The 22784-nt window shown below is 67.8% G+C and carries 19 protein-coding genes; 14 read left to right on the top strand and 5 right to left on the bottom strand.

Annotated elements, in window-relative coordinates:
- Positions 1–326 precede the first annotated feature (326 nt).
- The 8 genes from ACNKFW_RS05145 (at position 327) to ACNKFW_RS05180 (ending at position 8434) form a co-directional block, all read left to right on the top strand.
- Positions 327–1538, top strand: coding sequence for an ABC transporter substrate-binding protein (locus ACNKFW_RS05145; protein WP_147427751.1), 1212 nt, complete (start codon positions 327–329; stop codon positions 1536–1538).
- 66 nt (positions 1539–1604) lie between these two features.
- Positions 1605–2459, top strand: a complete 855-nt coding sequence (locus tag ACNKFW_RS05150) for a branched-chain amino acid ABC transporter permease (RefSeq protein ID WP_024845103.1) — start codon at positions 1605–1607, stop codon at positions 2457–2459.
- Between the two features lie 2 nt (positions 2460–2461).
- Positions 2462–3433, top strand: a complete 972-nt coding sequence (locus tag ACNKFW_RS05155) for a branched-chain amino acid ABC transporter permease (RefSeq protein ID WP_244314537.1) — start codon at positions 2462–2464, stop codon at positions 3431–3433.
- A 1-nt stretch (position 3434) separates the two neighbouring features.
- A complete protein-coding gene (locus ACNKFW_RS05160; RefSeq protein ID WP_147427753.1) occupies positions 3435–4202 on the top strand; it encodes an ABC transporter ATP-binding protein in 768 nt (255 codons plus the stop codon).
- Positions 4199–4903 (top strand): ABC transporter ATP-binding protein, encoded by a 705-nt coding sequence (locus tag ACNKFW_RS05165; protein WP_147427754.1) that lies wholly within the window; start codon positions 4199–4201, stop codon positions 4901–4903. The genes ACNKFW_RS05160 and ACNKFW_RS05165 overlap by 4 nt, the downstream gene beginning before the upstream one ends.
- Positions 4904–4914: 11 nt before the next feature.
- Complete coding sequence (locus ACNKFW_RS05170) at positions 4915–6174, top strand: Zn-dependent hydrolase (protein WP_167521782.1); 1260 nt, start codon at positions 4915–4917, stop codon at positions 6172–6174.
- Positions 6171–7655: a M81 family metallopeptidase gene (locus tag ACNKFW_RS05175; protein WP_147427756.1), complete on the top strand. Its 1485-nt coding sequence runs from the start codon at positions 6171–6173 to the stop codon at positions 7653–7655. Before ACNKFW_RS05170 ends, ACNKFW_RS05175 begins: the two co-directional genes overlap by 4 nt.
- A gap of 8 nt (positions 7656–7663) precedes the next feature.
- A complete protein-coding gene (locus ACNKFW_RS05180; protein ID WP_147427757.1) occupies positions 7664–8434 on the top strand; it encodes a FadR/GntR family transcriptional regulator in 771 nt (256 codons plus the stop codon).
- Positions 8435–8493: 59 nt separating this feature from the next.
- Here ACNKFW_RS05180 and ssb read toward each other — a convergent pair whose 3' ends face one another.
- Positions 8494–9000 carry a single-stranded DNA-binding protein gene (gene ssb, locus ACNKFW_RS05185; RefSeq protein ID WP_418024799.1) on the bottom strand — a complete coding sequence of 169 codons (507 nt, stop codon included), beginning with the start codon at positions 8998–9000 and terminating at the stop codon, positions 8494–8496.
- A 206-nt stretch (positions 9001–9206) separates the two neighbouring features.
- Between ssb and ACNKFW_RS05190 the strand changes: the two genes are divergently transcribed.
- Positions 9207–9854 carry a lytic transglycosylase domain-containing protein gene (locus tag ACNKFW_RS05190; RefSeq protein ID WP_024845111.1) on the top strand — a complete coding sequence of 216 codons (648 nt, stop codon included), beginning with the start codon at positions 9207–9209 and terminating at the stop codon, positions 9852–9854.
- 41 nt (positions 9855–9895) lie between these two features.
- Here ACNKFW_RS05190 and ACNKFW_RS05195 read toward each other — a convergent pair whose 3' ends face one another.
- Entirely contained in the window at positions 9896–10450 is a 555-nt protein-coding gene (locus tag ACNKFW_RS05195; protein ID WP_167521814.1) for a YSC84-related protein, read from the bottom strand.
- Between the two features lie 88 nt (positions 10451–10538).
- Positions 10539–11537 (bottom strand): porphobilinogen synthase, encoded by a 999-nt coding sequence (gene hemB / locus ACNKFW_RS05200; RefSeq protein ID WP_147427758.1) that lies wholly within the window; start codon positions 11535–11537, stop codon positions 10539–10541.
- 151 nt (positions 11538–11688) lie between these two features.
- On the opposite strand from hemB, the gene ACNKFW_RS05205 reads away from it, so the two are divergent.
- The gene (locus ACNKFW_RS05205; protein ID WP_147427759.1) at positions 11689–12255 is read left to right on the top strand and encodes a hypothetical protein; all 567 of its coding nucleotides are present in this window, start codon (positions 11689–11691) and stop codon (positions 12253–12255) included.
- Between the two features lie 42 nt (positions 12256–12297).
- Complete coding sequence (gene mfd, locus ACNKFW_RS05210; RefSeq protein ID WP_147427760.1) at positions 12298–15762, top strand: transcription-repair coupling factor; 3465 nt, start codon at positions 12298–12300, stop codon at positions 15760–15762.
- A 433-nt stretch (positions 15763–16195) separates the two neighbouring features.
- On the opposite strand, the gene clpA is transcribed toward mfd, so the two are convergent.
- The gene (clpA, locus tag ACNKFW_RS05215) at positions 16196–18517 is read right to left on the bottom strand and encodes an ATP-dependent Clp protease ATP-binding subunit ClpA (RefSeq protein ID WP_024845116.1); all 2322 of its coding nucleotides are present in this window, start codon (positions 18515–18517) and stop codon (positions 16196–16198) included.
- 261 nt (positions 18518–18778) lie between these two features.
- Positions 18779–19525 carry a hydroxyacylglutathione hydrolase gene (gloB, locus tag ACNKFW_RS05220; RefSeq protein WP_024845117.1) on the bottom strand — a complete coding sequence of 249 codons (747 nt, stop codon included), beginning with the start codon at positions 19523–19525 and terminating at the stop codon, positions 18779–18781.
- 51 nt (positions 19526–19576) lie between these two features.
- Here gloB and ACNKFW_RS05225 point away from each other — a divergent pair, with 51 nt between their 5' ends.
- The 3 genes from ACNKFW_RS05225 to atpA all read left to right on the top strand — a co-directional run bounded on the left by ACNKFW_RS05225 (position 19577) and on the right by atpA (position 22776).
- A complete protein-coding gene (locus ACNKFW_RS05225) occupies positions 19577–20359 on the top strand; it encodes a methyltransferase domain-containing protein (protein ID WP_024845118.1) in 783 nt (260 codons plus the stop codon).
- Between the two features lie 315 nt (positions 20360–20674).
- Positions 20675–21241, top strand: a complete 567-nt coding sequence (locus ACNKFW_RS05230; protein ID WP_024845119.1) for a F0F1 ATP synthase subunit delta — start codon at positions 20675–20677, stop codon at positions 21239–21241.
- The gene (atpA, locus tag ACNKFW_RS05235) at positions 21241–22776 is read left to right on the top strand and encodes a F0F1 ATP synthase subunit alpha (protein WP_024845120.1); all 1536 of its coding nucleotides are present in this window, start codon (positions 21241–21243) and stop codon (positions 22774–22776) included. The genes ACNKFW_RS05230 and atpA overlap by 1 nt, the downstream gene beginning before the upstream one ends.
- Positions 22777–22784 lie beyond the last annotated feature (8 nt).

Raw genomic sequence — 22784 nt, forward strand, 5'->3', positions numbered from 1 at the left:
TCCTGCGGGTGAAGGGCGTTTCCCCCTGACTGCGCCCGAATGCGGCAAAGCGATAGAGCCAGATTTGGTGAATAGATGGAGCCAGTTCTTCCCGGGCAGGGCCGAATCGGGTTGGGATTCGGGCCGGAAATGCGCATTTTTCCGCTGCCGTTTCTGCGAGCGCGAAAGCAACGCTGCGCTGCAAAAACAATCAATATGCTGTTTTTAATATAAAATATTCGCAGCGACATGCGAATCTGCTTATGGACAGATAATCCTATCTATCCGTATAGTTTTGAAAGTTGCCTCCCCAAGAACCAATGCAACGCCAACAACAGGGTTTCCTCATGCTCAATCGTCGTCGCTTTCTGACCACATCCACCCTGGCCGCCGCCGCGCTGGCCGCGCCGGGACTTGTCACCCGCGCGCTTGCCCAGGGCGAGGCGCTGAAGATCGGTGTGCCGGTGCCGATTTCGGGCGCCTTCGCCGCCAATGGCAAGTTCGCCACCATCGGCGCGCTGATGGCCGCCGAAGAGGTCGCGGCCGCGCATGGCGTGCAGGTCTCGACCCTCGACCTCGACACCGAGGGCAAGCCTGCGACCGCGGTGCGCAAGGTGCAGGACGCGCTGGCGCAGGACGGGGTCAAGCTGTTCGCGGGCGGCATCCTGTCGTCGGAATCGCTGGCCATGGGCAAGGAGGTCGAGCGCGGCGGCGGTGCCTTCATGACCACCGCCGGCGCCGACGAGATCACTGGCGTCGATTGCAACAAGGCCACCTTCCGCTGGTCGGTGCCGACCTATGGCGCCATCAACGAAACCGTGCGCCCGATCATCGACGCGCTGCCCGATGCCAAGAAATGGTATACGATCACCCCGCAATATGTCTTTGGCGACGGGCTGCTGAACGCCGCCAAGGACGTGTTCGCGGAAAAGGGCATCGAGCATGTCGGCAACAGCTACCATTCGCTGACCGACAAGGAATTTTCCGGCTACCTGACCAATGCCATCGCCGCGCAGCCCGACGTGCTCTTGCTGCTGAACTTCGGTGCGCAAAGCTCGGACACGCTGCGGCAGGCGGTCAGCTTTGGCCTCAAGCAACGCATGACCATCGTCGTCGCCTGGGCCTCGGGGCTGGAGCAGTTCGAGGCGCTGGGGCCGGATATCTGCGAAGGCGTCTATTTCGGCGCGCAATACTGGCACGGCGCCGATTCGGCGCTGAACCGCGAGCTGGTCGCCAAGGTGCAGGAAAAGCACGGCTTCAACCCGAACTATTCCTTTGCCGGCAGCTATATCTGCGCGAAACTGCTGCTGGAAGCCGCTGTCAAGGCCGGCTCGCCGGATGGGACGGGCGTCGCCGCGGCGCTGAACGGGCTGAAATACCAGGGCCTGACCGGCGAGGAAGAGATCCGCGCCGCCGACCATCAGGTCATCAAGGACTACTACCTGCTCAAGGGCAAGGCCAAGGCCGACATGGCCGACAAGGACGATTACGCCGAGGTCATCAGCGCCGGCAAATCCTTCCTTGCGCCCGAGGATGCCGGCTGCGCCATGCCCGCCTGATCCCCCGCCTCCCCGCGCGGCCGCAGGTCGCGCGGGGCCTTTTCGCCCGGTTTCAGGGAGAAGCCCGTGATCTACCTTTTCCAGGTTCTGAACGGCATCGGTCTGGGGATGCTGTATTTCCTGCTTGCCGTCGGCCTCAGCGTCATCTTCGGCCTCTTGCAGTTCGTGAACTTCGCCCATGGCGCCTTCTACCTGCTGGGCGCCTATCTGACCTATGACCTGACCATGCGCGGCTTCAGCTTCTGGGCCGCCATGCCGCTGGCCACGCTGATCGTCGCCGGCATCGCCGCGCTGATCGAGGCGGTGCTGCTGCATCGCATCTACAAGCTGCCGCATACCTTCCACATCCTGGTGACCGTGGGCCTGGCGCTGGTCGTGCAGGAACTGGTCATCATCGCCTGGGGGCCGCTGGGCGGCTCGGTGCCGGCACCCGAGGGGCTGCAGGGCGTCGTGATCCTGGGCGATTTCATCTATCCGCAATACCGGCTGTTCACCATCGGCTTCACCGCCGTTCTGGCCGGGCTGCTGTGGTGGCTGCTGGAGGGCACGCGGCTGGGCGCCATCGTGCGCGGCGGGTCCGAGTCGCCCGCGAACATGGCGCTCCTGGGCTACAACACGCTGCGCATCAACACGGCCGTCTTCGGCTTCGGCGCCGGGCTGGCCGGGCTGGCGGGTGCGCTGGCCGCGCCGATCCGCGGCGTCGAGCCCTTCATGGGGATCGAGGCGCTGTCGGTGGCCTTCGTCGTCGTCGTGATCGGCGGCATGGGCAGCTATACCGGCGCGCTGGTCGCGGGCCTGCTGGTCGGCGTGGTGCAAAGCGTCATGACCACGCTGTGGCCCGAGGGCGCGCGGCTGATGATCTATGTCGGCATGGCGCTGGTCATCGCGCTGATGCCCCGCGGCCTGTTGGGGAGGGCATGAGCATGAACCCGCTCGACAAACCCTATGCGCAGCTGGCGCTGGCGCTGCTGACCGTGCTGGTGCTGCCGCTGTTCCTGAAATCCGGCATCCTGGCGACCGAGATCCTGATCTTCGCCATGGTCGTCGCGGCCTGCAACCTGCTGCTGGGCTATACCGGCCTTCTGTCCTTCGGCCAGGGCATCTTCTTCGGCATCGGCACCTATGTCGCGGGCATCTGCCTGACGCGCTGGCAGGTCCCGGTGCCCTTGGTGCTGGCCGGCGCGGCGGTGCTGGGCGCGGCCACGGCCACGCTGGTCGGCTGGCTGTCGATCCGCCGGCAGGGGGTCTATTTCGTCATGCTGACGCTGGCCTTCTCGCAGCTGTTCTATTTCGTCGCCTATACGTTCAGCGGCGTGACCGGCGGCGACAACGGGCTGCTGGGCGTGCCGCGCCCCTCGGTCGGCGGCACGGTGCTGAACGCGCCCTGGTCCTATTACACCTTCGTCGCCATCTGCTTCGTGGCGGTCTTCGCGGTGCTGGTCATGGTCACGCAATCGACCTTCGGCCGCACCCTGCTGGCGATCCGCGAGAACGAGGGGCGGGCGGCCGCCATCGGCTTCCCGACCCGGCTGTTCAAGATCGAGGCTTTCGCCATCTCGGGCGCGGTCACGGCCTTTGGCGGCGCGCTGCATGCGATGCTGATCGGCGTCGCGCCGCTGTCGAACATCGAATACCACACCAGCGAGCTGATCCTGATCATGACCATCATCGGCGGCAGTTCCAGCCTGTTCGGCTCGGTGCTGGGGGCGGGGTTCTACCTGCTCTTGGCCGATGCGCTGTCCACCGTCTGGCCGCGCTGGCTGCTGCTTCTGGGCCTGGTGCTGGTCACGGTGGCGCTGTTCCTGCAACGCGGGCTCTGGGGGCTGGTCGAGCGCGGCTACGACCTGGTCTTCCGCCGCGAGCGGGCGCCCGAAACCCCGGCCGAGGAGCATTGAGATGACCGACATCGCCTTGCAGACCCGCGGCCTGGGGGTCAAATACGGCAATTTCCACGCGCTGGCCGAGGTGGACCTGCAGATCCGCCGCAACTCGGTCCATTCGATCATCGGGCCGAACGGGGCGGGCAAGACCACGCTGTTTCACGCGCTGACCGGGCGGGTGCGGGCATCCTCGGGGCGGATCGAGCTGGACGGGCGCGACATCACCGACACCTCGGACGACGACCGGGTGCGGCTGGGGATCGCGCGCTCGTTCCAGGTCACCAGCCTGTTTCCCAACCTGGCCCTGCGCGAGAACCTGCGCCTTGCCGCCCAGGGCCGCACGCCCTGGCAGGCGCTGGCGCCCTGGCGGCGGGCGGAAGCCAATGCCGAGGCGCTGGCCATCGCCGACGAGGTGATCGAGCGTCTGGCGCTTGCCCCCGTGTCGAACCGGCTGGCGGGCGAGCTGTCGCATGGCCAGCAGCGCCGGCTGGAGGTGGGCATGGCCATGGCGGCGCGGCCGCGCGTCATCCTGCTGGACGAGCCGACATCCGGCATGGGCATCGACGATATCGAGGCGATGAAGCAGCTGATCCGCGACCTCGGCCGCGACCATACCGTGCTGTTCATCGAGCATAACATGGGCATCGTCATGAACATCTCGGACGTGGTCACGGTGATGCGGCTGGGCCGCAAGCTGGTCGAGGGCACGCCCGCCCAGGTCCGCGACGACCCCGAGGTGCAGCGCGCCTATCTGGGCAACATGATCACGGGGGACATCGCATGACCGCCGCGCTGAAACTGATCGACCTGCACGCCTATTACGGCAAGAGCCACATCCTGCAGGGCGTCACGCTGGAGGTCGGGCCGGGCGAGATCGTCACCCTGCTGGGCCGCAACGGCGCCGGCAAAAGCACGACGCTGAAAACCGCCGTGGGCCTGATCGCGCCGCGTCAGGGGCGCGTCGAATTGGCCGGCCGCGACGTGACCGGCCAGCCGGCGCATCGCATCGCCGCGGCCGGGCTGTCGCTGGTGCCCGAGGATCGCGGCATCTTCCAGCTGCTGACCGTCGAGGAGAACCTGCGCATCGCCGCGCGCCGCGGCTCGCCCTGGGCTTTGGCCGACATCTATCGCATCTTCCCGCGGCTGGAAGAGCGCAGGAAGAACGGCGGCGGCCAGCTTTCGGGGGGCGAGCAGCAGATGCTCTCGATCGCCCGGGCGCTGCTCAACGGTCCCAAGGTGCTGATGCTGGACGAGCCGGTCGAGGGCCTCGCCCCGATCATCGTCGAGGAGATCGTCGCCCAGATCCGCCTGATCCGCGAGGCCGGCGTGCCGATCCTGCTGGTCGAGCAGAACCTGGCCGTCTGCAGCCAGCTGGCCGACCGGCATTACATCCTGGAACTGGGCCGCATCGTGCATTGCGCCAGCGCCGAGCAGTTCCGCAGCGACCCCGACACCATCGACCGCTATCTGGGCGTCAAGGCATGAAGGAAAACACCATGTCCAACCTGACAATCGACGCCGAAAGGCTGTGGGACAGCCTGATGGAGACGGCGCGGATCGGGGCCACGCCCGACGGCGGCATTGCCCGGCTGACGCTGTCCGAGGACGACCGCCGCGTGCGCGACTGGCTGCGCGCCCAATGCGCCGCGCTGGGTCTCAGCATGACCGTGGACGAGGCCGGCAACATGTTCGCCACCCGTCCCGGCACCCGCGCGGACCTGCCTGCCATCGCCATGGGCAGCCATCTGGATACCCAGCCCACGGGCGGCAAGTTCGACGGCGTGCTGGGGGTGCTGGCCGGGCTCGAGGTGCTGCGCACGCTCGACGCCGCCGGCTACCAGACCGAGGCGCCCCTGATGCTGGTCAACTGGACCAACGAGGAAGGCTCGCGCTTTTCGCCGGCGATGCTCGGCTCGGGGATCTGGGCCGGGGTCTACAGCCGCGACTATGGCGACGGGCGCACGGACGCCCGCGGCGACAGCTTCGGCGCCAGCCTCGACCGCATCGGCTATCGCGGCGAGACCAAGGCGGGATCAGTCCGCTTCGGCGCCATGTTCGAGTTGCATATCGAGCAGGGGCCGATCCTGGAGGCCGAGGAGGTTGAGATCGGCGTGGTGCAGGGCATCCAGGGCATGCGCTGGTTCGAACTGACGCTGACCGGTACGGCGGCGCATACCGGCTCGACCCCGATGGGGATGCGCCGCAACGCGCTGCTGGGCATGGCGCGGGTGATCGAGGGGATCGACCGCATCGCCAAGGCGCATAGGGACGCGGTAGGCACCATCGGCTTCCTGGAGATCAGCCCCAATTCGCATAACGTGATCCCCGGCCAGGTGCGCGCCACCATCGACCTGCGCCATCCTTCGGACGCGGTGCTGGACCGGATGCAGGCCGAGGTCGAGGAACTGGTGCGGGATGCCGCCCAAGCGGTCGGGCTGGAAAGCCGGCTGGAGCAGATCTCGCGCACCGCGCCGGTGGTCTTCGACGCCGAATGCATCGCCTCGGTCAGGGCGGGGGCGCAGGCGGCGGGCTATTCGACGCGCGACATCATCTCGGGCGCCGGCCATGACGCGGCCCATGCGGCGGCACTGGCGCCGACGACGATGATCTTCGTGCCCTGCAGGGACGGGCTGAGCCACAACCCCGCCGAATCGACCGAGCCCGAGGAATGCGCCGCCGGCGCGCAGGTGCTGCTGGAGGCGGTTCTGGACTATGACCGCCGCATGGCCGAGGCCCGCAAGGAGGCCGCCGCATGACCCGCCTTGTCCTGGCCCGGCTGAACCACGAGACCAACAGCTTCTCGCCGGTCAAGACGCCCTTGGCCGCCTTTGCCCCGAAATGGGGCGGGGAGGCGCTGGCGGCGGCCGAGAACTATCCCGCCGCCATCGGCGCCTTCCACGCCTTCGCCCACCGCATCGGTGCCGAGGTGGAAGTGCCGCTGATCGCCCATGCCATGCCCTCGGGGCCCGTCGAGGACGAGGCCTTCGAGGCCATGGCGCAGGCGATCCTGGCGGCGGTGGAAGGGGGCTGCGACGGCATCCTGCTGGACCTGCACGGCGCCATGGTCACGCGCAGCCATGACGATGGCGAAGGCGAGCTTCTGCGCCGCGTCCGCGCCGCCGCGCCGGGCGTGCCCATCGGCGTGGCGCTGGACCTGCATGGCAACATCACCCAAGCGATGCTGGAGCATTGCGACGTGATCGTCGGCTTCAAGACCTATCCGCATGTGGACATGGTCGCGACCGGCGAGCATGTCGCGCGCCTGTTCGAGCCGCTGCTATCCGGCGGCCCGCGCCCGGCCATGGCGCTGTGCCACCCGCCGATGCTGGCGGCGACGCTGTGCATGAACACCACGACCGATTGCGCCATGACCGACCTGATCGCGCTGGCGCGGCAGGCCGAGGCGCGGCCGGGCGTGCAGGCGGCGACGGTCTTTGGCGGCTTTCCCATCGCCGACCTGGCCGAGACCGGCCTCTCCATCGTCACCGTTGCCGACACGCCCGAGCTTGCGCGCGCGGTCGCGCAGGAGCTTGGCCGCGAGGCATGGCGGCGGCGCGCCGAATATGTCTATGTCGAGGAGCCGCTGGCGCAATCCGTCGCCCGCGCCGCGGCTCTGGCAGACGGTTCGGCGCCGGTTCTGCTGCTGGATCATGGCGACAATTGCATGTCGGGCGGCAGCTGCGACGTGATGGACGTGCTGGAGGAATTGCTGGCCGCCGGGCAGCAGGGCATCCTGGTCGGTCCCGTCGCCGATCCCGAAACCGTGGTGCAGCTTTTCGCCGCAGGCGAGGGAGCCGAGCTGGAAATCACCTTGGGCAACAAGACCCCGGCCGAGGGCCTGCCCGCGCCGCGCCCGCCGCTGCGGCTGAAGGGTCGGGTGACGGCGCTGTCGGACGGGCGCTATCGCGTCGCCGGGCCGATCTATCACGGGCAGGAGCTGTCGATGGGCCGCGCCGCCGCCTTCGACACCGGCGCCGCGCGCATCGTCGTCTGCGAGCAGCCGCACGAGCCGCTGGACCTGGGTTGCTTTTCCTGCCTGGGGCTTGACGCCGCGCAGGCGCGCTTCCTGCACCTGAAATCGCGCATGTATTGTCGCCCGGTCTTCGAGCCGCTTGCGCAAGCCGTGGTGGAATGCGCAAGCTCGGGCGTAACCGCCTCGGATTACGATCTGTTCGCTTTCAAAAAACTCGCCCGGCCCATATATCCGCTGGACCTGGGGACAACCTGGCAGGATTGAAGGACCGCATGGATCAGGACGCGCCGGCAGGCAAGGAACGCAGGCTTACCCGCATCAAGCTGTCGGACCAGGTGGCCGAGGACATCCGCCGCCGCATCGCCCGCGACGGCTTGCGCCCCGGCGACCGATTGCCGCATGAGCGCGCGCTGATGGAACATTACGGCTGCTCGAAAGGCACCATCCGCGAGGCGCTGAAGGCGCTAGAGGTCGAGGGGCTGGTGCGCATGCTCTCGGGTCCGAACGGCGGGCCCGAGATCCAGCCCGCCTCGATCGACATCGTCACCCAGCAGCTGCGGCAATACCTGCATTTCCAGAGGATCGACTTCGCCCAGGTCTACGAGCTGCGCCAGTCGCTGGAAGTCAGCCTGGCGCGTAACGTCATCGGCAAGCTGACGCCCGAGCATTTCCGTCGGCTGGAAGAGAACATCCGCATCTGCGAAGCGGCGAACGCGGCCCAGGACCGCGCCCTGGTGCGCCGGGCCGAGACCGAGTTCCACGACATCCTCTGCGAGGCCTCGGACAACGTGATCCTGGTCTTCATGTGCCGCTTCCTGAACAGCATGCTGCGCGACCTGGTCAGCTATCGCAGCGAAAGCATGCGCGAGCACGAGATCTTCGGCGAGGCGAATATCGAAAGCCACCGGCAGCTGCTGGCCGCCTTTCGCGCCGAGGATGGCGATGCCGCGGCCCGCATCATGCACGATCACATGTGCTGCGCCGAAAGCTACATGCGCCGGCTGGACGCCTCGTTCCGCTCGGACCTGCTGAGCCGGTTCTGAAACGGAAAATCCCGGCCGCGAGGGGCCGGGATTTGTGGGACCGGGTTGGGCACCCGCGATCAGAACGGGATGTCGTCGTCGAAATCGGGCCGGTTCTGCGATTGCCCGCCGCCGCCCGAGGAATTGCCGCCCGACGAGCTGCCGCCGCCATAGCCGCCGCCACCGTAACCGCCGCCGCCATAACCGTCATCGCGGCCGCCGCCACCGCCGCCGCCGCGGCTGTCGAGCATGTGCAGCTCGCTGCGGAAGGGGCGCAGCGCCACCTCGGTCGAATAGCGGTCGTTGCCGCTCTGGTCCTGCCACTTGCGGGTTTCCAGCTGGCCCTCGACATAGACCTTGGAGCCCTTTTTCAGATATTGCTCGGCCACGCGGACCAGGGGCTCGGAATAGATGGCGACCGTGTGCCATTCGGTGCGCTCCTTGCGCTCGCCGGTATTGCGGTCCTTCCAGGTCTCGGACGTGGCGATGCGCAGGTTGGCGACCTTGCCGCCGCTGGGAAAGCTGCGGATCTCCGGGTCTTGGCCCAGGTTGCCGACCAGGATCACCTTGTTCACGCTGCCAGCCATGCTGCGGTCCCTTTCGTTGGCTTCGTTCCCGCGGGGTGTAGCGCGTGAGGGGGCGGGGGAGCAAGCGGAATGGCATCAGCGGGCACAGGCGGAAATCCGCCGATGATCGCGGCCGCCGGCGCGCGGTAAAATCCCCTTGCGGCACGCGCCGGGCTTTGCGCTATAGTGCAGCCAAAAAAGAAGACGCCATGCATGAGGGACGAATGATGCTTTCACGCGATCGGGCGATGATGCGCCAGTTGGGCCGGGCCGTGATGGTCCTGGCGTTTTCGGCCGGGCTGGCCGCCCCCGCCGCGGCCGACGGGCTGCGGCTGCAGGCGAAAAGCGGCAAGTCGCGGCTGGCCCAGTTCGAGCGCCAGACCCGGCTGATGGATTCGCGTCTGGCCGCGCAATACCAGCAGTCGGCCCGGCTGCGCCCCGGCGGCACCTCGACCAAGAGCGTGGTGGAACTGGACATCCCCACCGCGATTCCCGCCTATCGCGGCAACCGGCGCAGCCAGTATCTGCCCCATGCCCGCGCCGTCGCGCGCAAGCACGGCATCCCCGAGGATCTGTTCCTGCGCCTGGTGCAGCAGGAATCGGGCTGGAACCCGTCGGCGCGCTCGCACAAGGGCGCGCAGGGGCTGGCGCAGCTGATGCCGGGCACGGCGGCCAAGCTGGGCGTCGATCCGAACGACCCGATCCAGAACCTGGAAGGCGGCGCGCGCTACCTGCGCATGATGTACAATACCTTCGGCAGCTGGCGGCTGGCGCTGGCGGCCTATAATGCCGGGCCGGCGGCGGTGGCGAAATACGGCGGCGTGCCGCCCTATCGCGAGACGCGCAACTACGTCCGCATCATCCACGGCAGCTGAAAGGCAGGGCCGGGCAGGGCGTCCGGCCTTGGCGTTTTTCCTCAGAAGGTCGAGGGGATGACGCGGCTGTATTTCGTCCCGGCGATCGAGGCGCCGGCCATCAGACCCGACTGGCCGAAGATCATCGCCACCACCGGCTGCTGCGCGGTGATGGTATCGGTGCCCATCGAGACGCCCCCGGCGGGCAGCGCGTAATAGGCCCCGGCCTCGGCCACCCAGCCCGGCGCGCGGCGGAAATCGGCCAGCGCGGCATCGGTCTGGAAGATCAGCACATGGGCATATTGCTGCGCGCCGATCTGGAAGCCGACGCTGGCCTGCGCCGCCGAATAGTAATCCACCGTCACGTCGTTGATGCGCAGCGCGCCCTGGCCATAGGCGCCGCCGACGCCGAAGCCCGCCTCGGTCATCAGCGGCATGTAAAGCACGCCCTTGGCGTTCTGCACCATGGGCGCGACATTGGGATAGCTGCGCAGCAGGAAGTCCCGCGTCGCATCGACGCGCGCGTCCAGCCGCGAGGGCGCATCCTGTCCGATCGCGTTCGAGCAGCCCGCGAGCCCCAGCGCCGCCCCGCCCAGCAGCACAAATCGCCGGCTCATCCCGTTGGAATACATCATCCTAGCCCTCGTTCCCTGTTCGGCGGTTGCCCCACCTGTCAAGGCGGCGATGATAGACGGGCGCGCGCCCTCATGCCAGCCTTTCGGCCACCTGCGGCGCGTAATAGGTCAGGATGCCGTCGCAGCCGGCGCGGCGGAAGGCGAGCAGGCTTTCCACCACCACCTCGCGCGCCAGCCAGCCGTTGCGGATCGCGCCCTCGATCATCGCATATTCGCCGCTGACCTGATAGGCGAAGGTCGGTGCCGCGAACTGGTCTTTGACCATGCGGCAGATGTCCAGATAGGGCATGCCGGGCTTGACCATGACCATGTCGGCGCCCTCGGAGAGGTCGCGGGCGACGCAGCGCATCGCCTCTTCGCGATTGGCGGGGTTCACCTGATAGGTCTTCTTGTCGCCCACCAGCCGCCCCGAGGCGCCCACCGCGTCGCGGAACGGCCCATAGAACCCGCTGGCGAATTTCGCCGCATAGGACAGGATCGCCACGTCCTTGTGGCCGTTTTCCTCCAGCCGCCCGCGCAATGCGCCGATGCGCCCGTCCATCATGTCCGAGGGGCCCAGGATGTCCGCCCCCGCCTCGGCCTGGACCAGCGCCATGCGGCCAAGCGCCTCGACCGTCTCGTCGTTCAGGATCACCCCGTCGCGCACCAGCCCGTCATGGCCGTTGGCGTTATAGGGGTCCAGCGCGATGTCGGTCATCACCGCCAGTTCGGGGGCCACCTGCTTGATGGCGCGGATGGCGCGGTTGCCGATGTTGTCGGGATCCCAGGCGCGCTCGCAGCTCTCGGTCTTCAGGTCCGGGTCGGAATGGGGAAAGATGCAGATCGCCGGGATGCCCAGCCGCATCGCGGTTTCCGCGGCGCGCTTGGCGCCGTCCAGCGTCAGCCGCTCGACGCCGGGCATCGAGGGGATCTCGCCCTCGCCGCCGGCGATCTCGGTCACGAAGATCGGCCAGATCAGGTTGGCGGGGGTCAGGGTCGTTTCCGTCACCATGGCGCGCAGCGCCGGCGTGCGGCGCAGCCGGCGCAGGCGGGCGGCGGGGAAGGGGGCGGTGATCGGGGTCGGGGACATGGGCAGGGCCTGTGGCTTGCAATGATCTGGCCCGAACCTGCACCCATGCCCCGCGCCGCGCAACCCCTTGCCGCCCGGCGCCGAAAATCGAGGTTTTCCTTTGCGCCGCACCCGGTTAGTTTGCCCCGCGCAACCGCTGCAAGGAGAAGACGTGCCCCGACCCGAGGGAATCCTCGCCCTGCTGGACAGCCGGTCTTTCGGCTCGATCTGGTTCTGGGTGATCCTGACTCTGGCCTGGACCCTGGCGGGACGCCGCATCCTGGGCGTGCCCTCGGACGTGATTTCCGGGGCCATCAGCGCCGAGCCGGGCCCCGAGGACGACCCCGCCGCCCTGGCGCTGCTCGACTGGCTGTCGCTGACCTTGCCGCGCTGGCGCCTCGACCGGCGCGAGGGCGCGATCCTCTTGGGCCTGGGCTCGTTCCTGCTGACGACGCTGGCCATCCTGGGCTTTGGCTACGGGCTGGAGATGGCGCAGGCGCTGGTGCTGCTGGTTCTGCCCTTCGCCCTGCTTTTCGGGTTGGAATTGCGGCTGGCGCGGCGCCTGCGCGTGATCCTGGCCCGCGCCGAGGTGGGCCAGCCGGTCAACGAGGCCGGGGCCGAGGCCGCGCGGCTGATGCGCCGGCACCGGATGGTGATCCTGGCCATGTCGGTCCTGGCGGTGGCGCTGACCGCCTTTTACGGCGCGCTCTGGATGATCCTGCATCCCTTCGGCTTCTGAACCGGTCTTGACTTCGCCGATGCCCGCTTTACCTCGGGGCGCATGGCACCGCTTCCCGAACACCTGACCCTGTCCGGCGCGCCCGAGGGCATGGACGCCGCGCTGGTCGCGCGCGAACTGGCCCGCGGCAATCCCGTCATCCATATCGCCCGCGACGACCGGCGCATGGCCGCGATGCGGGCGGCGCTGGCGTTCTTTGCGCCTGCGGCCGCGGTGCTGGAATTCCCGGCCTGGGACACCACGCCCTATGACCGCGTCTCGCCCGCCGCCGGGGTGATGGCGGCGCGCATGGCGGTGCTGACGGCGCTGGCGCATGGCGCGCTGAAAGGGCCCTTCGTGGTGCTGACCACGCTGTCGGCCGCCATGCAGCGCGTGCCCGCGCGCGAGGTGCTGCGCGATGCCGGCTTCTCGGCCGCGGTGGGCGACCGCATGGACGAGGCCGCCTTGCGCGCCTTCCTGGCCCGCATGGGATTCTCGCAGGCCCCGACCGTGACCGAGCCCGGCGATTTCGCGATCCGCGGCGGCATCATCGACATCTTCCCGCCCGGTGAATCGGGGCCGATCCGGCTGGATATGTTCGGCGACGTGCTGGAGGGCGCGCGCAGATTCGATGCAGAAACACAGCGTTCCGTCGAAAAGCTTGACCGTATCGAGCTTGCGCCCATGTCCGAGGTGATCCTGGACGAGGCTGCCATCACCCGCTTTCGCCAGAACTACCGCGTGGAATATGGCGCCGCCGCCAACGATCCGCTTTACGAAGGCATCAGCGCCGGCCGCAAGATGGCGGGCATGGAGCATTGGCTGCCCTGGTTCCACGAGCGGCTGGAAAGCCTGTTCGATTACCTGCCCGGCGCCTCGGTGGTTGCGGACGATCACCTGGACCAGGTGCGCGATGCGCGCTGGCACACGATCACCGAACAGTTCGACGCCCGGCGCGAGGCGCTGGCCCGCAAGGGCGGCAGTGACACCGTCTATCGCCCCGTGCCCCCCGCCGGGATGTTCCCCGACGAGGCCGAATGGGCGCGCTGGCTGGCCGCGCATCGGCTGCTGCGCCTGTCGGTGCTGCCGCAACCTCCTGGTCCGGGCGTGCTGGATGCCGGCGGCCGGGTCGGTCGCAATTTTGCGCCCGAGCGGCAGGCCGAGAAGGGAAATCTTTTCAATGCACTCGCGGATCATATTCGAAATCTTCAAGCTTCGCGCCGGGTGGTGATCGCCAGTTTCTCGGAAGGCGCGCGCGAGCGGCTTGCCGGGCTGATCGCCGACGAGGGCATCAAGGGCGCCAAGCCCATCGCCGATCTGCGTGACCTGCCCGACCAGCCCGGCGCGCTGGGGCTGGCGGTCTGGCCGCTGGAGGAGGGCTTCACCTCGGACGGCTCGGCCACCGGGGCCCTGGCGGTGATCTCGGAACAGGACGTGCTGGGCGACCGGCTGATCCGGGGGGCGAAGAAGCGCCGCAAGGCCGAGAATTTCCTGCGCGACACCACCACGCTGACCCCCGGCGACCTAGTCGTGCATGTCGAGCACGGCATCGGCCGCTATACTGGCCTCGAAACCGTCAAGGCGCTTGGCGTGCCGCATGATTGCGTGGCGCTGGAATATGCCGGCGGCGACCGGCTTTACCTGCCGGTGGAAAACATCGAACTGCTCAGCCGCTATGGGCATGAGGAGGGTTTGCTGGACAAGCTGGGCGGCGGCGCCTGGCAGGCCCGGAAAGCGCGGCTCAAGGAACGCATCAAGCTGATCGCCGACAAGCTGATGCGCGTCGCAGCCGAGCGCATGCTGCGCCCCGCCCCGGTGCTGGAGCCCGAGCATCACGAGATCGAAAGCTTCGCCGCCCGCTTTCCCTATGCCGAGACCGAGGACCAGGCCAGCGCCATTGCCGACGTGGCCGAGGATCTGGCCGCCGGCCGCCCGATGGACCGGCTGGTGGTGGGCGACGTGGGCTTCGGCAAGACCGAGGTCGCCATGCGCGCCGCCTTCATCGCCGCGAGCCAGGGCCGGCAGGTGGCGGTGGTGGCGCCGACGACGCTGCTGGCGCGCCAGCATTTCCGCACCTTCGCCGAACGCTTCCGCGGCACGGCGATCGATGTCCGGCCGCTGTCGCGCTTCGTTTCCGCGCGTGACGCGGCCGAGACCCGCAAGGGCCTGGCCGAGGGCACGGTGGACATCGTCGTCGGCACCCATGCGGTGCTGGCCAAGCAGGTGCGCTTCAAGAATCTGGGCCTGTTGATCGTGGACGAGGAGCAGCATTTCGGCGTCGCCCACAAGGAGCGGCTGAAGGAGCTGCGCAGCGACATCCACGTCCTGACCCTGACCGCGACGCCGATCCCGCGCACCTTGCAGCTGTCGCTGACCGGGGTGCGGGACCTGTCGATCATCGGCACGCCGCCGGTGGACCGGCTGTCGATCCGCACCTATGTATCGGAGTTCGACAGCGTGACCATCCGCGAGGCGCTGCTGCGCGAGAAATATCGCGGCGGGCAGAGCTTCTTCGTCGTGCCGCGCCTCTCGGACCTGCCCGAAATCGAGGCATGGCTGCGCGAGCACGTGCCCGAGGTCAGCACCATCGTCGCTCATGGGCAGTTGGCGGCGGGCGACCTGGACCAGCGGATGAACGCCTTTTACGACCGCGGCGCTGATGTGCTGCTGGCGACCAGCATCGTCGAATCGGGCCTGGATATCCCGACCGCGAACACCATGGTGGTCTGGCGCGCCGACATGTTCGGCCTGGCGCAGCTATACCAGATCCGCGGCCGGGTCGGGCGCTCCAAGACCCGCGCCTATTGCTACCTGACCACCAAGCCGCGGGTGCCGCTGACCCCGCAGGCGATGCGGCGGCTGAAGTTCCTGGGCGCCATCGACAGCCTGGGCGCCGGCTTCAACCTGGCCTCGCAGGATCTGGACCTGCGCGGCGCCGGGAACCTGCTGGGCGAGGAACAGTCCGGCCATATCAAGGAAGTCGGCTTCGAACTTTACCAGCAGATGCTGGAGGAGACCATCGCCAAGCTGAAATCCGGCGAGATCGAGGGCACGCCCGAGGATGAATGGGCGCCGCAGCTGAACCTGGGCGTGCCGGTGACGATCCCGGAAAGCTATGTGCCCGACCTGGACGTGCGGCTGGGGCTTTACCGGCGGCTGGCCGAGCTGACGACCAAGGTGGAACTGGAGGGCTTTGCCGCCGAGCTGATCGACCGTTTCGGGCCCTTGCCGCGCGAGGTGAACACGCTTTTGCTGGTCATCCGCATCAAGGCCATGGCCAAGCGGGCGAATATTTCCAAGCTGGATGCGGGCCCCAAGGGCGCGACCATCCAGTTCCACGGCGACAAGTTCCCGAACCCGGCCGGGCTGGTCGAGTTCATCCACGACCAGCGCGGCCAGGCCAAGGTCAGCGACAACCGCATTATCGTCCTGCGCGACTGGCCGACCGATGCCGACCGCATCAAGGGCAGTTTCGCCATCGCCAAGGAACTGGCGGCGAAGATCAGGGAAGGCAGGGCCAAGGGATAGCGCGGCTCTGGCCGCAGTGCCGAAGCCGGGGGCTTTGCCCCCGGGCCCCCAGGATATTTGGACAAGAAAGAAGCAGGGCGTGCCGAGGCCAGGCCCGCTGGGCGAACCCATGTGCGGCGTCCGGAGACAAGGGATGCGGCGAGCGTGCGGGGGATTTTGCGGAACCGCCCCTGCCTGCGGGACATCGGGCCTGGGCTGACCTGGAGGTGGCGGCTTCGTTTCCGAACCGGCTGAACGCCCCGGCAAGGGTATTCTTGGCCAGTGAAAGGGGGGCTCTCGGCGCGGTCGGCTGGCAGGCGTGCGGAAGGCAGCCAGGCCGATAACCGAAGCCCTGCCGGCGGCCGTTGGCTGGCAAGGGCATGCAAGCCCGCCCCGCTAGGCCGGCCGAAAGAAAAAGGGCGGCGTCGTGGTGGCGCCGCCCTTCGGGTCCGGATCAGTCGGCCGTCAAGAGCGGCGGCTTGGAGTTGCTGATCCTGGGCGTCTCGGGGCCGGTGATGTCGAAGACGGGCTTGTCGTCCTCGATCCGCACCCGGACCACGCCGCCCTTGGTCAGCCGGCCGAACAGCAGCTCCTCGGCCAGCGGCTTCTTGATCGTTTCCTGGATCACCCGGCCCAGGGGGCGTGCGCCCATCTTCTCGTCATAGCCGCGTTCGGCCAGCCAGTCGGCGGCCTCGGGGCTCAGTTCGATATGGACGCCGCGGTCGATCAGCTGGGCCTCGAGCTGGAGGACGAATTTCTCGACCACCTGCACGATGATCTCGCGCGAGAGCGGCGCGAAGCTGATCACCGCATCCAGCCGGTTGCGGAATTCCGGCGTGAAGGTGCGCTCGATGGCGGCGGTATCCTCACCCTCGCGCCGCTCGCGGCCGAAGCCGAAGGCGGCCTTGGCCTGGTCCGCCGCGCCCGCGTTCGAGGTCATGATCAGGATCACGTTGCGGAAATCCACCTGGCGGCCGTTATGGTCGGTGAGCTTGCCGTGGTCCATGACCTGAAGCAGGATGTTATAGACATCCGGATGCGCCTTTTCGATCTCGTCGAGCAGCAGCACGCAATGCGGATGCTGGTCCACCCCATCGGTCAGAAGCCCGCCCTGGTCGAAGCCGACATAGCCCGGAGGCGCGCCGATCAGCCGGCTGACTGCGTGCTTTTCCATGTATTCCGACATGTCGAAGCGCAGCAGTTCCACCCCCAGCGTCGAGGCGAGCTGCTTGGCCACCTCGGTCTTGCCGACGCCGGTGGGGCCGGCGAAGAGATAGTTGCCGATCGGCTTTTCGGGCTCGCGCAGGCCGGCCCGCGCCAGCTTGATCGCCGAGGACAGCGCCTCGATCGCCGCGTCCTGGCCGAAGACCAGCCGCTTCAGCGTCGCGTCCAGATCCTTGAGCACCGCGGCATCGTCCTTGGAGACGCTTTTCGGCGGGATGCGGGCGATCTTGGCCACCACCGCCTCGATCTCCTTCGGGCCGATGGTCTTGCGGCGCTTGCTTTCCGCGACCAGGTGTTGCGCCGCGCCGGCCTCGTCGATCACGTCGATGGCCTTGTCGGGCAGCTTGCGGTCGTGGATGTAGCGCGCCGACAGTTCGACCGCCATCTTGATCGCGTCATTGGTATAGCGCAGGTCGTGATGCTTTTCGAAGCTGGGCTTCAGCCCCATCAGGATCTTGATCGTGTCGGGCACGGTCGGCTCGTTCACGTCGATCTTCTGGAAGCGGCGCGAGAGCGCGCGGTCCTTTTCGAAATGCTGGCGGAACTCCTTGTAGGTGGTCGAGCCCATGCAGCGCAGCTTGCCGCCGGCCAAGGCCGGCTTGAGCAGGTTGGAGGCGTCCATGGCGCCGCCCGAGGTGGCGCCCGCGCCGATCACCGTATGGATCTCGTCGATGAAGAGGATGGCGTCGGGATGGTCCTCCAGTTCCTTGACCACCGCCTTCAGCCGTTCCTCGAAATCGCCGCGATAGCGGGTGCCGGCCAGAAGCGCGCCCATGTCGAGCGAGAAGATGGTCGAGCCGGCCAGCACGTCCGGCGTCTCGCCGCGGGTGATCTTGAGCGCCAGCCCCTCGGCGATGGCGGTCTTGCCGACGCCGGGATCGCCGACCAGCAGCGGGTTGTTCTTGCGACGCCGGCACAGCACCTGGATGCAGCGTTCCACCTCGTCGGCGCGGCCGATCAGCGGATCGACATCGCCCTTGGCGGCCTTCTTGTTCAGGTCGACGCAATATTTCGCCAGCGCGGATTCGTCCTTGGGCTGGGCGGTTTCGACCTGGGCCTGCTCGGCCTGCTGCTCGGCGCCCTGGACCGGGCGGTTTTCCGAGAAGGAAGGGTTCTTGGCGACGCCATGGGCGATGAAATTCACCGCGTCATAGCGCGTCATGTCCAGTTCCTGCAGGAAGAAGGCGGCGTTGGATTCGCGCTCGGCGAAGATGGCGACCAGGACGTTCGCCCCCGTCACCTCGGTCCGGCCCGAGCTTTGCACATGGATCGCGGCGCGCTGGATCACGCGCTGGAAGGCGGCGGTGGGGACGGCCTCAGAACCCTCGACATCGGTGATGAGGGTCGAAAGGTCGTCCTCGATGAACTCGACCAGCATGCGGCGCAACTCGTCCAGATCGACATTGCACGCGCGCATCACCTTCACGGCATCAGGTTCTTCCGTCAGCGCGAGCAGGAGGTGTTCAAGCGTGGCAAGCTCATGGCGATGTTCGTTGGCCAGCGCGAGCGCGGCATGGATGGCCTGTTCCAGCGAGGTCGAAAAGGACGGCACTTCAAGCTCCTGTCAGTCGGCTGGCGGTATGGGCCGCCAGATTTAGCGGTCCACCTGACCAGACTGTCACGATACAGTTAAGATTTGGTGGATTCTCGCGCAGTTCAAGCGGTATTTGCGTCCGCCCCTGCCGAATTTCCCGCGGTTAAGGCAGATGTGATGTTCCTTGGCCGAATTTCAAGCATGCCGCCCCCGCAGATTGCACCGGCGCGGCCGGGATGCGCCTGGGGCGTCTTGCTCTTGCTGCGTTGCGAAAACACCTCAGAACCGATCCTTCCTGGCGCGCAGCTCGGCAAAGACCGCGGCCTCGGAAGCCCCTGCCAAGCCAAGGGAATCGGCCAGTTCGGCCACCCGCAGGAAGGGATTGGTCGCGCGTTCCTCGGCCAGGGTCGAGGGGGCGCAGGGCCGGGTGCCGGCCGCGGTTTCGGCCAGCCTTTCGCGCAGCGCGGCATTGCCCGGATCGACCGATAGGGCGAAGGCGCCGTTGCCGCGGCAATAATCATGTCCCGAGCAGACCAGCGTTTCCGCCGGCAGGGCGTTCAGGCGTGAGAGGCTGGCCCACATCGTCTCGGCATTACCCTCGAACAGCCGGCCGCAGCCGAGCGCCATCAGGCTGTCGGCGGTGAAGACCATGGCCGGGCCGGGCAGGTGGAAGGCGACATGGCCGATGGTATGGCCGGGAACGTCGATCACCTCGGCTGCTTCGCCGCAAAGCGCGAAGCGTTCGCCGGGCCGCACGGCCTGGTCCAGCGGCGGCAGCCGGGCGGCATCCCGGGCGTTGCCGATCACCGCGGCGCCGGTCTGCGCGACCAGTTCGGGCACGGCCTGGATGTGGTCGGCATGGTGGTGGGTCAGCGCGATCTGGTCCAGCGACCAGCCGCGCGCCGCCAGTTCCGCCAGGATGGGCGCGGCCTCGGGCGCATCGACCAGCGCGGTCCGGCCGTTGCCATGCACGAGCCAGGCATAGTTGTCGGTCAGGCAGCGGACAGGCACGAGTTCCAGCGGCATTGGCAAATTCCTTTCTTTGCCGCAGTCTGGCCTCGCGAGGCCGGAGGCGCAATGCATCACGACGTCTATGAGCTGCGGAAATTCTATTACAACCGTCCCCTGGGCCGGGTGGTCCAGCGCGTGCTGCGCGACCGGCTGACCGGGCTGTGGCCGCCCGATCAGGCGCAGGGCATGACCGTGGCCGGCTATGGCTTCGCCGCGCCGCTGCTGCGGCCCTGGCTGGCGCGGGCGCGGCGGGTCATTTCGCTGATGCCGGGGCCGCAGGGGGTGATGGCCTGGCCGACGGGAATGCCCAACTGCTCGGTCCTGTGCGAGGAGACGGCCTGGCCGCTGGATACCGGCAGCGTGGACCGGCTGGTGCTGCTGCACGCGCTGGAGACGGCGGACCATCCCTTCGTCCTGCTGGACGAGGCCTGGCGCGTGCTGGGGCCGGGCGGACGGCTTTTGATCATGGTGCCGAACCGTGCCGGGCTGTGGGCGCGGTCCGAGACGACGCCCTTCGGCTTCGGGCGCAGCTATACCGCGGGGCAGCTGGAGATGCAGGCCCGCGAGGCGGGCTTCGTGACCGAGCGCACGGGGGCCGCGCTCTACATCCCGCCCTCGGATCGGCGGTTCTGGCTGAAAAGCGCGCAGATGTGGGAGCGCGCCGGGCTGCGCATCAGCCAGGTTCTGGTCGCGGGCGTGGTGCTGACCGAGTTCAGCAAGCAGGTGCAGGCGCCGGCCGGGCCGGGGCGGCGCGTCAGCGTGCCCAGCCCGCTCGACGTGCTGGGCGGCATCGCCCGGCCGCAGCCGGCGGGACAGGGGGCCGGGCGCACCGCGCGGGGTCCGGGCTGAGCGGGGCGGGCGGGCCGACCGCCGCCGGGCGAATCCCCCCGCCTGCCTGCGCCGCATCGCGGTTCTGCGCAGGCGCCGGCGACCGGGCGGACGGGCTGTTTGCGCAATCGGTCGCAGCCGGTCCTCGGCCAAGGGCCGCAAACGCTCATTTTTCCGTGTTCAAGGCGGTTGCGGCAGGGAAAATCACCTGCTAGAGACGCCGCAGATTTCGGGAAGGCCTCAGCCGGATTGTGCCAGGGCCCGCCCTTGACCCGCGCTCCGCGACAGACCGGCCCGCCCGCCGGCCCGCCTGCGGAGCTTGCGCTAACCGGAAGGATGACCGTGGCCAATTCCGCTTCGATTTCCGCTGATATCGCCGGGCGTTACGCGCAGGCCCTGTTCGATCTGGTCAGGGACTCGGGCGGCATCGACGCCCTGTCCGCCCAGATCGACGATCTGGCCTCGGCCTATGACGCCAGCCAGGATCTGCGCGATCTGACCCTCTCGCCCCTCTACGACCGCCAGCAGCAGGAAACTGCGATCGGCGCGCTTGCCGGCCGCATGGGGCTTTCGCCCGAACTGGCCAACACGCTGCGCCTGATGGCCCGCAACCGCCGGCTGTTCGCCCTGCCGCAACTGCTGGCCAAGCTGCGCAGCCTGATCGCCGATGCGAAGGGCGAAGTCACCGCCGACGTGGTCAGCGCCCAGGCGCTGACGGACGAACAGAAAGCCCGCCTTGCGGATACGCTGGCCGCGAAATCGGGCAAGAAGGTGAAACTGAACGCGCGTGTCGATGACAGCCTCATCGGCGGCATGATCGTCAAACTGGGCTCGCAGATGATCGACAGCTCGATCCGCTCGAAGCTCGCCTCCCTCCAGAATGCTATGAAAGAGGTCGGATAATGGGAATCCAGGCAGCCGAAATCTCGGCCATCCTCAAGGATCAGATCAAGAATTTCGGTCAGGACGCCGAGGTGGCCGAGGTCGGGCAGGTGCTGTCCGTCGGTGACGGCATCGCCCGCGTCTATGGCCTGGACAAGGTTCAGGCCGGCGAGATGGTCGAATTCCCGGGCGGCATCCGCGGCATGGTGCTGAACCTTGAAACCGACAACGTCGGCGTCGTGATCTTCGGCGACGACCGCGACATCAAGGAAGGCGACACCGTCAAGCGCACCGGCGCCATCGTGGAAGTCCCCGCCGGCAAGGAACTGCTGGGCCGCGTCGTCGACGCGCTGGGCAACCCGATCGACGGCAAGGGCCCGCTGAACGCCTCCGAGCGCCGCATCGCCGACGTGAAGGCCCCCGGCATCATGCCGCGCAAATCGGTGCACGAGCCGATGGCGACCGGCCTGAAATCGGTGGATGCCATGATCCCGGTCGGCCGCGGCCAGCGCGAGCTGATCATCGGCGACCGCCAGACCGGCAAGACCGCCATCGCGCTGGACACCATCCTGAACCAGGCGAACTACAACGGCCGCGAGGCCGATGGCATGAAGACCCTGCACTGCATCTATGTCGCCGTCGGCCAGAAGCGCTCGACCGTGGCCCAGCTGGTGAAGAAGCTGGAAGAGACCGGCGCCATGGCCTACACCACCGTCGTGGCCGCGACCGCCTCGGACCCGGCGCCGATGCAGTATCTGGCGCCCTATTCGGCCACCGCCATGGGCGAATATTTCCGCGATAACGGCATGGATGCGCTGATCATCTATGACGACCTGTCCAAGCAGGCCGTGGCCTATCGCCAGATGTCGCTCTTGCTGCGCCGTCCGCCGGGGCGCGAAGCCTATCCGGGCGACGTGTTCTACCTGCATTCGCGCCTGCTGGAGCGTTCGGCCAAGCTGAACGAGGCCAATGGCGCCGGCTCGCTGACCGCGCTGCCGATCATCGAAACGCAAGCGGGCGACGTGTCGGCCTATATCCCGACCAACGTGATCTCGATCACCGACGGCCAGATCTTCCTGGAAACCGAGCTGTTCTTCCAGGGCATCCGCCCGGCCGTGAACACCGGCCTTTCGGTGTCGCGCGTGGGCTCCGCCGCCCAGACCAAGGCGATGAAATCGGTCGCCGGCCCGGTCAAGCTGGAACTGGCGCAATATCGCGAGATGGCGGCCTTCGCGCAGTTCGGTTCGGATCTCGACGCGGCGACGCAGAAGCTCTTGAACCGCGGCGCCCGCCTGACCGAGCTGATGAAGCAGCCGCAATACTCGCCGCTGACCAATGCCGAGATCGTCATCGTCATCTATGCCGGCACCAAGGGCTACCTGGACGGCATCCCGGTCCGCGACGTGACCAAATGGGAGCAGGGGCTGATCCAGTATCTGCGCAACCAGAAGGCCGATCTGCTTGAGGACATGACCAGGAACGACCGCAAGGTGGCGGGCGAGCTTGAGGATGCGATCAAGGCAGCGCTGGACGGCTACGCCAAGACCTACGCCTGAGAGGAGGG

The sequence above is a fragment of the Paracoccus sp. TD-10 genome, assembly GCF_048270675.1.
Taxonomy (GTDB): domain Bacteria; phylum Pseudomonadota; class Alphaproteobacteria; order Rhodobacterales; family Rhodobacteraceae; genus Paracoccus; species Paracoccus pantotrophus.

Coding starts and splice junctions, on each gene's coding strand:
- ACNKFW_RS05195 (WP_167521814.1), bottom strand. CDS start 10,450: ATGAGCCGGCGATTTGTGCTGCTGGGCGGGGCGGCGCTGGGGCTCGCG.
- ACNKFW_RS05230 (WP_024845119.1), top strand. CDS start 20,675: ATGACCGTGGCCAATTCCGCTTCGATTTCCGCTGATATCGCCGGGCGT.
- hemB (WP_147427758.1), bottom strand. CDS start 11,537: ATGTCCCCGACCCCGATCACCGCCCCCTTCCCCGCCGCCCGCCTGCGC.
- ACNKFW_RS05145 (WP_147427751.1), top strand. CDS start 327: ATGCTCAATCGTCGTCGCTTTCTGACCACATCCACCCTGGCCGCCGCC.
- ACNKFW_RS05155 (WP_244314537.1), top strand. CDS start 2,462: ATGAACCCGCTCGACAAACCCTATGCGCAGCTGGCGCTGGCGCTGCTG.
- ACNKFW_RS05170 (WP_167521782.1), top strand. CDS start 4,915: ATGTCCAACCTGACAATCGACGCCGAAAGGCTGTGGGACAGCCTGATG.
- ACNKFW_RS05175 (WP_147427756.1), top strand. CDS start 6,171: ATGACCCGCCTTGTCCTGGCCCGGCTGAACCACGAGACCAACAGCTTC.
- mfd (WP_147427760.1), top strand. CDS start 12,298: ATGGCACCGCTTCCCGAACACCTGACCCTGTCCGGCGCGCCCGAGGGC.
- atpA (WP_024845120.1), top strand. CDS start 21,241: ATGGGAATCCAGGCAGCCGAAATCTCGGCCATCCTCAAGGATCAGATC.
- ACNKFW_RS05165 (WP_147427754.1), top strand. CDS start 4,199: ATGACCGCCGCGCTGAAACTGATCGACCTGCACGCCTATTACGGCAAG.
- ACNKFW_RS05180 (WP_147427757.1), top strand. CDS start 7,664: ATGGATCAGGACGCGCCGGCAGGCAAGGAACGCAGGCTTACCCGCATC.
- ACNKFW_RS05160 (WP_147427753.1), top strand. CDS start 3,435: ATGACCGACATCGCCTTGCAGACCCGCGGCCTGGGGGTCAAATACGGC.
- ACNKFW_RS05190 (WP_024845111.1), top strand. CDS start 9,207: ATGCTTTCACGCGATCGGGCGATGATGCGCCAGTTGGGCCGGGCCGTG.
- ssb (WP_418024799.1), bottom strand. CDS start 9,000: ATGGCTGGCAGCGTGAACAAGGTGATCCTGGTCGGCAACCTGGGCCAA.
- gloB (WP_024845117.1), bottom strand. CDS start 19,525: ATGCCGCTGGAACTCGTGCCTGTCCGCTGCCTGACCGACAACTATGCC.
- ACNKFW_RS05225 (WP_024845118.1), top strand. CDS start 19,577: ATGCATCACGACGTCTATGAGCTGCGGAAATTCTATTACAACCGTCCC.